Below are 12,521 nucleotides of genomic sequence, written 5' to 3'. Positions count from 1 at the left end.
GCCGGTGCCCGGAGGCCGACGACTGCATGGGCCGAGCTGGCGGCATCATGATGCAGCCAGGCCGCCGCGCGGGGGCGCAGCAGCCGGCCGGGAAAGCGCAAGGCGCAGGACCGTATGGCGAAGCCCAGCCGGTTGTGTGGCCGTCGGCACCGTGCGATGACGGCAAGGTCGGCCGGGCTGAGAGTGTAGTGCCGGATCAGGTCGGGCTCGGTCGTGGACAGCGCGAGCAACGTCTCGATCTGGACACCGGTTAAGGCGCGGCGGCGCGGCATGGCGAGGTGTCCCAGTTGGAGTACCGTCAGTCCGGTATACGGACGACCCTAGCCGATCCGCGGGTTTGACTGCGATCGTATGGGGTGGGTTCAACTGGGTCTGCGGGCCGCGACCTGCTGCCGGGTCTCGACGGCGGAACGGTCCTGCGACCGGCAGGGAGCACGAGCTGCTCACCTTACCGAGCGGCTGGCTGCGAGGTGGCCGACATGTCCCGTAGATCAGCTAATGCAAGCCCAGAGGCGTTCCCGGTTCGTCCGCTTAGCGGGATATTCTGCCCGCTCTATGTCGTCACCCCTGTAGTGCTAGGCGCGATTCTTCAGGCGCACGGTTTCGGTGCCCACCTCGATATCGGTATCCCTCGAGGTCATGGCCCTGATCGTATCGGCACGGGTGTCGATCGCGGCGTCGATATCGGCGGCCAACTTCTGGTTCCGGTCGAGCATGCGCTGCATCGCCGAACTGGGGACAGCAATCACGGTGCTTGCCTCGTCGGCGACGAGGCTCACTGGGCTCGATGATCCACGAAAGATTTGACGGACGGCGAAGATTTGCCCAGGCGACAACCGGTCAATAGCGTGCGGACCGGTTGGCATATCGGCGAGCATTGACAGGCTACCGTCCAGCAGGACGAAGAAGGCGTTCGCGGGCGCGCCCTGCTTCAGGAGGAATTCGCCAGCGCCGTAACGCTCGATCCGCGATAGCTCAGCCAGCTCCTCGAGCCCGGTCACAGGCGCCCGCAGCGCGCCGCTGTCGACGAGCAGCCGGACGCGCTCCTCGGCTGTTGTCGCCCAGTCGGGTGCGACATCGACCACCCCGATGAGCCTGCCGTCTCCTGCGCGCATCAGCGAAATGCCATGCCGCGGCAACACATACCAGATGCGATCGAGAAGCACACTGCAGGCCCGGTCAATCTTGGCTGGACTATCCACCGACAAACCAACGACGTAACGGAGGCTGGCTGCCGTCCATTCCGCTATGCGACAACTGGCGCTTTCGGGACCAATGCTCTCAGGAACGCCACGTGCTGCAGCAGTCAATGCGTTGATGACCCGTTCGGGTGGATAGGCCGACGGAACCTCGATTGATGTACTCACGTTGAACGGCTGTCCGTTCCGGACGATCCGAAGAGTACTTCCGGCGATCTGCGAGCTGGGAACCACGATGCGCCCTCCGCCAGATTCCAGCGTCACCGCACGCCAGTCCACCTGGACAACCTTGGCGAAACCCTGGTCGAGACGCAGCCAGTCGCCGATCGCGAAATGCCGGCCGGACAGCACGATGACACCACTCGCAAGGCCGCCGATCACGCTCTGCAGTGCCAGGCCGAGCACCACTGAACCGACGCCGAGCGCCCCGAATAGTGAGCCAAGCTCAATATCCCAGACGATTGAAATGATGAATGCGCCACCCACGATGACTATAGCGATGGCAAGCAGTTCAAAAAATAGTCTTGGGGCCTGAGCTTCGATCACGCCCTTCGTTGCGAGAATCGCCGTTTGCCCTACGAGAAGGATGGCATAGAGGACAAGTATGCCGACGAGGGTATCGATAATCTTGAAAGCAACCCCACCGGCCGGAAACGACGACAGCTGGTGAAGCAGAATCCATAGCGCCACGGCCGGCAGAACTGCATACTGGATGACTTTCAGCGATCGCGTGAAGCTTGATCCCTCCAGTCGCCGTGTCATCTCTGACAAGACGAGAGTGATGATTGGATAGCCGAGGACGAGTACCACTGCCCAGGCAAGAAAACGGGACCATGTGTCGTTTGTCATGGCGATCACTTCACGTGGCTACAGTGACGGAAGGCACCGTCCCGATCGATCGTTGCCAAGTCATGACCGTCTCGGCCGGATTGATCGAAATGGGCTCCTTCTCCACAAAGGCGTCCGTCTCCGGAAGTTGTTCCAGGACGGCCTTCGTCACGCGCGCGGAATTCGCATCTGCGTCGAAGACGATGCGACGGGCAGTCAGCATTGTCACACCCCATATGCTGTAGACGGTGCGTTGCCGGCCAATCAGGCCGACTTCGACATCCCCGACCGCGACTCCGGCCTTCACCGTCAATGGCGTGTTCCAGCTGCGCCCGTGGCGGTCGGCTATATCAGCCGCGAGATCAACAAATCCGAGGATCCGCCGGGCGCCGTCAAGCCTGGGGGTCGAGAGGCCACAGGCGGCGATGTATGTTTCGCCGAACGTGTAGATTTTCTCGACGCCGGACGCCATCGCCGCCTCGTCGAAATCGCTGACCAGCTCATTGACTGCCTTCAAGGTATCCCGAGCCGCATCGGTCACGAGAGCATTAATTCCTTCGACATTGATAACTGCGACGGCGACGTTCTTGACGATCTCGGCGACCGACTCATCGCCCATTTTGATCCGCTCGGCGACGACTTCCGGAAAAACGTTCAGCAGAAGCGCTTCATACTCGCCAGTCTTCTGGGCGAGCTTGTCGCTGCGTGCCGCGATCTCGTCAGCCATGGAGTTGAAAGCGCGACTGAGCTCACTGAACTCGTCGCTGCCGTTGACCGGAATTCGAGTCTTCTCGTCACCAGCGGCCAATCGGTTGACGCCGGCCAGGACTTTGCGGATCGGGCGAGTGAAAGCTCCCGCCGCAAAAAGCGAGGCGATCGTGAGCACAGCCGCGGCCGCGGCGGCGACTTGAATCACCCGTCTCCGGAACTCGCCGACCGGCGCCAGCGCCTCCGACACATCCATCGAGGAGAGAATGGCCCAACGTGTTCCGAGGACGTCGATCGGCGCCCAGGACGCCAGAACCTCAACGCCCCTGTAGCCCTCAATGACGTCGGTCCCGGAGTGGCCCGCCAGCGCCTCGTCCACGGCCAGGCTGTTGTTGGGCTGGTTCAGAATCGCGGAGTCGAAGCGGCGAATGCGATCAATATCGGCCTCGGAGACGCCGACCTCGCGCAGGGCCGAAAAATAGGAGTCCGGATCCTCGAACCGAAAGCGCGACCCGCTCCGCATCCGGTGGTCGGGACCGACAAGATAGGCCTCACCCGTCTTGCCGAGACCGACCTGCTCCCACTGGTGGCCGGAGGTCATGACCGCGTCGATGTCGTCCTTGGACACTTCGGCGACGATGATGCCCAGCACCTGCCCTTCGCGCATGACCGGCACGGCAATGAATGCCGCCGGGGCCAGATGGCTGGGCAGATATGCGCTGAAATCCTCCAGCACGACCGAGCCGTCGACGGTGCCGTGGCGCAGGGCCGATGCGACGACGCGGCCGATGCCCGAATGCGCAAGCGGGCCGTCGACCACGTTGCTGCCGAAATCGATGCCCTTGTAGATGGTGTAAATGACCGTACCCGTCTTCGCATCGACCAGCATGATGTCGCTCAGATTGCTGGCCTCTGCCGCTCGCGTGAGAAAGGGGTGATAGCGCTGGTGTGCTATGTCGTAGGATGTGCCGGTCCCGGCGGAAAGCAGCTTCTGCTTCTCGTCCTCAGGATACGGATTGCGAGCGATGTAGTCAGTCTGGAGACGGATCGCCAAAGGGTCGCTCGGCATATAGGAGGCGGCGGTTAAGTCGGTGTCGACAAGGTTGCCGACGTTGGGAAAGAAGTCCCTCTCAAAAAAGGACAGAAGCTCTGGCGGCGGACTTTGCTCTCCTTCGAGCGCTTCGTATCCGTCGGTGAAGGCGACCATTGCATCAATTGTCGCCGGGACTCGTGCCAGGGCGACAAATTGGCGCTCGAGTTCCGCGAAATAGCGTTCAACTTCGGATCCCTTGCTTTCTCTCAGAGTCGTCAGATGATCGAAGATCGACATCCTGAGCGACTGAGATCCACTGCGATCGGCGACAAGACCAGTGACGGCGATGCACGCGATGCCGCTCACAAGCAGCATGGCGAGCAATTTCGAGCGAATGGATAGACGACGGAGCATGACTGGTCACCGTAGCGGACTCGAAGTAACGTCAGATGCAAAGGCCGAAGAATCGCTCGCCGCGAGTGCGGATCAGTTGATCCAGCCCTCTGCAGCACAGGACTGTCAAGACATTCCTACGCAGAGGCAAATAAATTCTGAGAGCAATGAACAACATCCAGTAAAATTTTTTTGGAATTGACCAAAAATACTCTGTACCTGCGACTAGCTTGGCTGGTGCGGCACAAACCTACTCGTGATCTTTGCAGAGATAGAGTGTCTTGTCATTCGACGACCCATACAGCCCTTCTTTTGCAAGCATGTGAAGCGAGGCCCGCCAGCAAGACTATGTGCAGGCGCTCGCAATCATGAGAGGTCATGCTCGCAAACAAAGCGGATTTCTGCTCACGATATCTGCAAGTGAACGGAGCGGTGCCGTTGGCACGGAGTTCTGGCAGATTCTCCGGTTGTTCGGCATGGTGCCGAAATGCGCCATCAGTGCGAGGCCACGTCCCTGGTCGACGACTTTGAAGCCGGAGATCGTGCCGCAGCCTTCACACGGCGGTATCTGCAGGTCTCAGCAGCGCTGGGCCGCCCGCTGCACAGCCTATCTTCGGCCCGAAGCATCGCCCCGTTAACGGATGTGGCCACGGAGATCGCCTCTTCCCCGGCAGCGGCTTCGATGATGGCGTGGCCGCAGCTGTCCCGCCCATGTCACGCCCCAGGGAGGCGCAGGCCCGGGTCGCCCCTCGGAGATGAGCCGTATCCAGGCTGTCGAGGGTCGAAGCCTGCGACCTCCTGAGTCAGAAAGTGTCAAGCTTGACATAACAAACGACCACTGATCGCAGTATGATGTAACTCTCGTGCGGTGTCTTTATTGCGAAATTGCACCAAAGCGCAAATCTCCTCTGCTGCATGACATAAGCTTGGAATATAAAAAGTTTGTCATAATTCCTATTTTCAGAGTCAGAGCAGGATTTGACTCGCAAATGACCTGAAATTACTGGCATGTTTTCTGGCTTGTTTGCTTCTTGAAGGATTGGAAATGGCGATTATCGATGGCACCGCGGGCGACGACAATCTGTCGGGAACCGCGGCCGACGACACCATCAACGGCGTCGGAGGTTCTGACACTCTCGCTGGACTCGCCGGGAACGACACGCTGAACGGCGGCGATGGGGACGACATCCTGAGAGGCGGCCTGGGTGGCGACGCCTTGAATGGTGGCGCCGGTATAGACACCGCGGACTACTCGCAGGACAACTCGCTCGGCACCGGCGTCGCAGTCGACCTCGGCGCCGGGACAGCCTCGATCGGCTCAGCGGCTGGCGACACGCTGACCGGCATCGAGAATCTGAGCGGCACGAACAGCTTCAACGACGTGCTCACCGGCGATGATGGCGCGAATGTCATCCGGGGAAATGGCGGCAACGACGTCCTGGCCGGCGGCGCCGGAGACGACATCCTATCTGGGGGTGCGGGCGGCGACTCGCTGACTGGCGGCGCCGGCAGCGATACGGCCGACTACAGTGGGGAAACCGCGGCCATTGCGATTAATATTGCGGCCAACTTCTTCGCCGGCGCGGCGGCCGGCGACGGGTTTGCGAGCATCGAAAACATCACGGGTACGAACTTTAACGACGAGCTTGCCTCGGATGCCAACGCGAATACCATCAACGGCGGCGGCGGCAATGACATCATCTACGGCAGCCTTGGCGCCGATACGCTGATCGGCGGGGCTGGCATCGATAACCTCTGGTACAACACGGCGCCAAGTGGGGTCACGGCCGACCTGGCAGCCGGGACCGGTAGCGGCGGATGGGCGGAAGGCGACACGATCACCGGCTTCGAATGGCTGACCGGCACTGCGTTCGCCGACATCCTCTCTGGCGATGCCGGAGCCAACACGCTGACTGGCGGAGTGGGAGACGACGTTCTCCAAGGCCGCGGCGGAGCCGATTTCCTGGACGGCCGCGAAAACTTCGACTGGGCCAGTTACCGGGATTCCGCGGCAGCGGTGACTGTCAGTCTGCTGGCCGGCACGGCCTCCGGCGGCGATGCTCAGGGAGACACCTTTGCCGCCATCGAGGGCCTGATCGGCTCGGCCCATGATGACACGCTGACCGGCAACGCCGTCGGAAACAACCTCCAGGGTTTGGCCGGCGCAGACACGATCGACGGCGGCGGTGGCGACGACTTCCTCGTCGGCGGCGCAGGGTCGGACCAGATCATTGGTGGCGCCGGCATCGCCGATATTGCCGACTATTCGGACTCCAGCGCCGGGGTCACGGTGGATCTGACCGCCGGAACCGGCGTCGGCGGCGACGCACAGGGCGACATGCTGACCGGGGTCGAGTACCTGACCGGCTCGGCTCTGGCCGACCGTCTCTACGGCGATACGATCAACAACGCGCTGCGCGGCGGCGATGGCGGCGACACGCTTCGAGGCGGCGGGGGAGCAGACTTGATCGTCGGAGGCAGCGGTTCTGACTTCGCCAATTACCAGGGGTCCGCCGCAGCGGTCACCGTCAGCCTGTTGACTGGCACCGGCGCAGGCGGCGACGCCCAGGGCGACGTGCTGCAAGAGATCGAGAATCTGTATGGTTCGAGCAACAACGACACCCTGATCGGCGACAACGCCCGCAACATCATCGGCGGGGAGCTGGGCAACGACACGCTCACCGGAAATGGCGGGGACGACTCCCTCTCGGGCGAAGCCGGCGACGACACCCTCACCGGCGGCGATGGCAACGACCGGCTCGTCGGTGGCGCCGGGATCGACACGATCCATGGCAACATCGGCAACGATTCGATCGATGCCGGAAGCGAGAACGACACCGTCACCGGAGATGCCGGGAACGACTATATTTTCGGCGGCGCCGGCGCCGATCAGATCGACGGCGGCGACGGTAACGATGTCGTCCAGGGCGCAGCTGGGGCCGACGCCATCATCGGCAGCACCGGCATCGACACGGCTTATTACAGCGCCAGCCCGGCCGGGGTGACGGTGGACCTGGCGACCGGCACCGGCACCGGCGGCGACGCGGAGGGCGACACGCTGACCGGGATCGAGCAGGTGTTCGGGTCGAATGCGGCCGATGTCCTGACCGGCGATACCGGCAACAACACGCTCTGGGGCTCGGGCGGCGGCGACGTCCTCACCGGCGGTGCCGGTGCCGATGTCCTGAAGGGTGGCGCCGGCAACGACTTCTTCGTCTACGCCAACGTCGCCGACAGCACCGTGGCGGCCGCGGGCAAGGATGCGATCGCCGACTTTGCGGCCGGCGACCGGATCGACCTGTCCGCGATCGATGCCGACGGCGATGCCGCCAACGGCAACAACCCCTTCACCTTCGGCACCGGCAACTTCACCGGGGCTGGCGCAGAGGTGCGGGTGGTTGATTTCGGCGACGGCCGCCAGGGCGTCTATCTCGACGTCGACGGCGACAAGAGCCCGGACTCGATCATCACCGTGTATTCCGACCACGCCCTGACCGCGGCGGATTTCGTGCTGTAAGGCCGCACTGGAGCCCATCACTCTGGGTCCGAGAGACGGCTGGTGCGGTTCGTGCCGTTGACGCACCAGTCTGGCCGCTGCGGTTGACCCCATACAGCTGCGCCGGCTGGCGAGCGAGGGGACATATTTGCCCCTCGCTCGCTCTTCATCTTATCAGAGCGTCTGACCCACGGATGGTTCACGCTTGGGACCTGGTCGCCTCGAGCGTCCCGATTTGGCCTTGTTTTGCACGGCTGATTGCGGACTCGAAGCTGCCCCCAGGACGTGCCGCGTTATCCGCCCGGTGGCCGGCCTTGACGGGGTGCCGCCCCGCGTCGTCGACCTCTCGCGGAGACAGTGGGCAGCTTATTGATGTGGCGGTCGACAGGACGAGCGCAATCGCGGCCTCACCGGAAAGGACAGTCCCGTGGGAATCTTCGATCCGACGATCATCGATCTGCTCAGTGCCATTCTCCGCTGGCTGCATGTCCTGGCCGCCATCGCCTGGATGGGGTTCGGGCTCTGGCTGCGGCGTCTGGCGATGCGCTCGGAGCACCTGATCGGCCAGCCGGCGGAACTGGAGGTGTGGGAGACCCATAGCCTGGGCTTCTGGTGCAACCAGAAGGTTACCCGGCCCACGCCCGAGCAGATCAACGGCCTGGTATGGTCATTCGTGCAGATCCGCTGGCTGTTCGTCACCGGCGTGCTGCTGTTCGCCGTGATCTACTACCGGCAGCCGCAACTCTATCTGGTCGGCCCGGACTGGCCGATGTCCTCGGCCGAGGCCATCGCGCTGTCGATCGGCGGGCTGGTGGGGGCGCCGCTTCTGAACGAGCTCGTCAACCGCCTCAATCTGCGGAACGAGCGTCTCTATGACGGCCTCTGCGTCGCTCACCTGATCGGATGGGTGGCGGTGTACACCAGCCTGTTCTCCGCCCACGGGGCGATGATCCAGATCGGCGCCATGCTCGGCGTCACCGTGGTCACCAACATCCTAGGCTATCTGCTGCCGGCGACCAGGCGGGCCGCGGCGGCTCTCAAGGCCGGGCAGTTGCCGGATCCGGTGGAGAAGATCCGATGGGACCGACGCAACAAGCACACGTTGCTGCTGCCGGCGATCATCTTCTTCATGCTGTCCAGCCATTTCGGCGGAGTCGTCGCCAACGGACACCCGTTCCTGACGATCCTTCTGGTGCTTGCCGCCAGCGTGGTGGGGCGGTTGATCCTCGAAGAGACGCATCGGAATCACGGAGTCACGCCCCGCCGATGGGTGTGGGCGGGCTCGCTCCTCGCCCTGGGTGCCATCTCACCCCTTCTGTGGTGGCCGGGAACGCAGGCGGACGCGCGGCCCACCGCCGGGCCAGCGACCGACCTCCAGGTCGGGCAGATCATCGGCCAGCGCTGCGCCGTGTGCCATGCGGTGCAGCCCTCCTTTCCGGACATGACGGCGCCGCCGAAGGGGATCGTCTTCACCTCCGACACGCTCGCTGATTACGCCCATCGCATCAACCTCATGGTCGCCAGCGGCAGCATGCCGCCCGGCAATGCCACAGGAATGACGGACGCAGAGCGGTCAGCCTTGCTGCAATGGACTTCGCAGTGGGGGCGCTGAACAACATTCCGTTGAAAGTGGCCTACTCGGCGGCGAGGTGAGATTTCAATGTTCGAGAGTTTTCATTTTTGTTGCGAAGCATTCGCGAGAATAGCTCTCAACCTGATCTCGAAGGGCGTTCGAGGATGCCCTGCAGCCCATCGAGCTCTCCGCCGCGTGTATACAGGAAGTTTTCCGGTCCCGCCCCGCTGCCGGCAAGAGCGGCGCCGATCACGACGAACAGAACCGCCAGGCCGCCGAGAAGGGTTGAGGCGAGGAGGATTGAGGTTCGCATTGCATTTCCATCCAAAGTGGGCGGCACTGCGCGATGGCTCTCACAATCGAGTGAGGAGGCCGGTACGTCGACGTCCCTCACCCGGCTCCCAACCGTGCCTCGCGAGGCACGGTTGGGAGGGTGCCAAGGCGATCCGAGCGCGGCGGCGCGGCTCAGAAATCCAAGGCTCTCGTGGCGCCGGCTGACCAGACCAGATAGGGCACCAGTGTCAGTGTGAGGCTTACCAGCAGCTCGAGCATCGGCGTGACATGTGACACTAAAGACTGCGGATCGACGCCCACGGCGATCCGACCACCGGCGCCCGGCAATGCCGGCAGGACGACCTCGAGGCTCGTGATGCTGCCGACAAGGGCAATCGCGATCATGCCGATGATAGGCCACAGCAGCGCTACCCGCTGCCGCGCGGCGGCGATGGCGATCGCCCAGCCCAGGAGCACAGGCAGGACATAGGTGTTGAACCCGGCGGCCGCCTGGCTCAGAACCCCGAACCAGGCAGGCGGAACCGGATGGACATTTGGATCGCCGGCGAAGCCGAGCGAGCGCGTTGCCAGGATCAACAGCAGCACGGTCACTGTCAGGCAGGCAGCCAGGACGAGCGGCGGCACCAGGGCAAAGGCAAGCCAGGGCAAGCGGGCGGTCCAAGAGCGGAATTCCGGCCGCGCCAGCATCGCCTCTGCGAGCACATCGGTGCTGCCGATGCGGGCCAGAGCCAGTTGCTCCGCTTCGGCCCGGGTATCCGCATCCCAGTCCATCAGCTTGTCAATGAGGTCCGCCAGATGCTCCTCAAGCTCGGCAATGTACCGATGGACATGTCGGGGCGCGACGCCGGCGAACAGCAGCCGCTCCCGCAGCTCCTCAAACGGCTTCTGCATGTTCTCCTCCTGCGAATGCGCTCTGAATTGCATGCGTCACCCGCCTCCAGCTCGCGGCCAGATCAGCCAGCCGCGTCCGTCCATTGGGCGTGATCGCGTAGTAGATCCGGCTTCGGCCGTTCACCGTGCGACGCTGCGAGGTCAGGGCGCCGTCGCGCTCGAGCGCGTGGAGCGCCGGGTAGACGACGCCCTCGCCCAACGAGATCGCGTCCCCGGTTTGCTCCCGGATCGCTTGTACCAGCTCATAGCCATACATCTCCCGGCTGCCGATCAGCTGCAAAATCAGCAGCTCCGGCACACCGTTCATGAAGTTCGGATTGGGTCCGCGTGGTGCCATGGATCATCCTCTTACCTCGCGTTTCGAGGTAATTCCTGATACCTAGAACCAAGAGGCTTTGAAAGGCCGGAGCACCGCCTGCGGCATTTTTGATCAGCCGGCCTACGGTTTGCACGGATCTCAGAGAGAACGAGGCGGCCAAGGAAACGTCTCGTCGGTCCCGCCGACGATTGCGAGGGACAGCGCTTCAATCAAGACGTCTAGGCCGATGGTGCTCGGGATATAGCCGCGCGCCGCTGGACAGGATCTCGATGATATGTGCTGGATATTCGCGGTCGCCCACGACGATTACCGAAATGTCGGGATGGTCTTGCACCAGCTGCATCAGGCCGAGAGAGCGAAAGCGACTGCGGATGGGAGACGCCGAAGTCGCGATCTTCTACAGCGACATGACCGGATGGGTACACCCCAACGAGGCGCTGCCGTGAGACACGGCTGGCGCCTCAATAGCATCGGTCCTCGTCATCTGATGCGGTCTTGGGCAAAGGTCTAGACCCCAACGGGACGGATCGGTGCCGATGGCGATCTATGGCTACGCGCGCGTGTCGACGATCGACCAGGATCTCGGCATCCAGGAGGACGCGCTCCGCGCTGCCGGATGTGACGTGATCCGCGCCGAGAAGGCCAGCGGCACACGCCGCGGCGGCCGGACAGAGCTGCAGCTTCTGCTGGATTTCCTGCGACCGGGCGACACGCTGGTCGTCACCTGGGTCGATCGCCTGGCGCGCAGCATCAGGGACCTGCAGGACATCGTCCACGAGTTGCGGGAACGCGGAGTCACGCTGAAGGCGACAGAGCAGCCGATCGACACGCACAACGCCGCGGGCAAGGCGTTCCTCGACATGCTTGGGGTCTTCGCCGAGTTCGAGACCAATCTCCGGCGCGAGCGTCAGCTCGAGGGGATCGCCCTGACGCACGGGCAAGGTCCGGAGGCGGGAATCTCCTAGCTTGGATTCAATTCACTGCAAGCCACCGCGCGGCACACTTAGACAGCGCGGCACGGCCGCATCTGCGCGCCGGCAGATGCCGGAAGTACCGCTGCTCGTAGCAGTAGTTTGTGTCCGCTCTAGAGGAGCCCAGAAGCCCCAGGAAGGTCGGCAAAGGGACCGAGCGGCCTCCATCATGGAGTCCGCTTCCGGGAGCCTCCGCAGCGCCAGGCAGTGTCCGGTTGGGAGCAGCCTAGACGGCCTCTGCATGTCGGCAAAGGGGACCGACCGGCCCCTGCCCCAGGGTCCCCTTTCGGGAGCTCGCCCCGGCGGCCGGGACGTCCGCTTCGGGGAAGCCCGGGCGGCCTCCGAACGGCGGCAATGGGGACCGAGCAGCCTTCAGAGGCATTGCAGGGAACGGTCCGCACCGAGCCGTGTGGTCATGGCGCGTCTCCTGCGGCAGACCTCGAATGGCGAAGTGGGCAGCGCCTACCGTCAAGGCGTCAACCGGCCTGGCCCGCCCATCCGACAGTGAAGGCATGGTCGGGGGTGCGACGTGCGCTACTCCTGTGCTGGCCTCGGTACTCGAGGCCGGCTTAACCTTCCATTTGTGAGTTCCGCAGAACGCAGAAAACCCCGCCGTTTTGGGGCGGGGCTTGAGATCAGACCTCGATATCGAGGGAGTTATAACAAAGTTGGTTGCGGGGACAGGATTTGAACCTGTGACCTTCAGGTTATGAGCCTGACGAGCTACCGGGCTGCTCCACCCCGCGGGGGTGAGGGAGGAGCATTGTGAGGGGAATGCGAAGAGGGGGGTTGAGTGGGCTTGGTGGACCTGGCGGC

Annotated in this window: 8 protein-coding genes, 1 tRNA gene and 1 pseudogene; 3 read left to right on the top strand and 7 right to left on the bottom strand. The window is 63.3% G+C overall.

Annotated features, from left to right (window positions below):
• Positions 1 to 71: 71 nt before the first annotated feature.
• The 3 genes and pseudogenes from KXR53_RS32865 to KXR53_RS32855 all read right to left on the bottom strand — a co-directional run.
• A pseudogene (locus KXR53_RS32865) lies at positions 72 to 272 on the bottom strand (DUF4158 domain-containing protein); the annotation flags it as partial.
• A 303-nt stretch (positions 273 to 575) separates the two neighbouring features.
• The gene (locus KXR53_RS32860; protein WP_437379846.1) at positions 576 to 2,048 is read right to left on the bottom strand and encodes a cyclic nucleotide-binding domain-containing protein; all 1,473 of its coding nucleotides are present in this window, start codon (positions 2,046 to 2,048) and stop codon (positions 576 to 578) included.
• Positions 2,049 to 2,058: 10 nt separating this feature from the next.
• The gene (locus KXR53_RS32855; RefSeq protein WP_437379845.1) at positions 2,059 to 4,182 is read right to left on the bottom strand and encodes an adenylate/guanylate cyclase domain-containing protein; all 2,124 of its coding nucleotides are present in this window, start codon (positions 4,180 to 4,182) and stop codon (positions 2,059 to 2,061) included.
• 1,024 nt (positions 4,183 to 5,206) lie between these two features.
• Between KXR53_RS32855 and KXR53_RS32850 the strand changes: the two genes are divergently transcribed.
• Positions 5,207 to 7,678 carry a beta strand repeat-containing protein gene (locus tag KXR53_RS32850; RefSeq protein ID WP_437379844.1) on the top strand — a complete coding sequence of 824 codons (2,472 nt, stop codon included), beginning with the start codon at positions 5,207 to 5,209 and terminating at the stop codon, positions 7,676 to 7,678.
• A gap of 406 nt (positions 7,679 to 8,084) precedes the next feature.
• Entirely contained in the window at positions 8,085 to 9,269 is a 1,185-nt protein-coding gene (locus KXR53_RS32845; protein ID WP_437379843.1) for a urate hydroxylase PuuD, read from the top strand.
• Between the two features lie 97 nt (positions 9,270 to 9,366).
• On the opposite strand, the gene KXR53_RS32840 is transcribed toward KXR53_RS32845, so the two are convergent.
• The 3 genes from KXR53_RS32840 to KXR53_RS32830 form a co-directional block, all read right to left on the bottom strand.
• Positions 9,367 to 9,543, bottom strand: coding sequence for a hypothetical protein (locus tag KXR53_RS32840; RefSeq protein WP_437379842.1), 177 nt, complete (start codon positions 9,541 to 9,543; stop codon positions 9,367 to 9,369).
• Positions 9,544 to 9,695: 152 nt separating this feature from the next.
• Positions 9,696 to 10,415, bottom strand: coding sequence for a hypothetical protein (locus KXR53_RS32835; RefSeq protein ID WP_437379841.1), 720 nt, complete (start codon positions 10,413 to 10,415; stop codon positions 9,696 to 9,698).
• Positions 10,399 to 10,752 carry a PadR family transcriptional regulator gene (locus KXR53_RS32830; RefSeq protein ID WP_437379840.1) on the bottom strand — a complete coding sequence of 118 codons (354 nt, stop codon included), beginning with the start codon at positions 10,750 to 10,752 and terminating at the stop codon, positions 10,399 to 10,401. Before KXR53_RS32830 ends, KXR53_RS32835 begins: the two co-directional genes overlap by 17 nt.
• Before the next feature lie 518 nt (positions 10,753 to 11,270).
• Here KXR53_RS32830 and KXR53_RS32825 point away from each other — a divergent pair.
• Positions 11,271 to 11,699, top strand: a complete 429-nt coding sequence (locus KXR53_RS32825) for a recombinase family protein (RefSeq protein ID WP_437379839.1) — start codon at positions 11,271 to 11,273, stop codon at positions 11,697 to 11,699.
• A 675-nt stretch (positions 11,700 to 12,374) separates the two neighbouring features.
• Here KXR53_RS32825 and KXR53_RS32820 read toward each other — a convergent pair.
• Positions 12,375 to 12,451 (bottom strand) — tRNA-Met (locus KXR53_RS32820).
• Positions 12,452 to 12,521 lie beyond the last annotated feature (70 nt).

Origin of the sequence: Inquilinus limosus (genome assembly GCF_051487185.1) — a bacterium.
Lineage (GTDB): Bacteria > Pseudomonadota > Alphaproteobacteria > DSM-16000 > Inquilinaceae > Inquilinus > Inquilinus limosus_F.
This window is presented reverse-complemented; position numbering and strand designations above follow the sequence as displayed.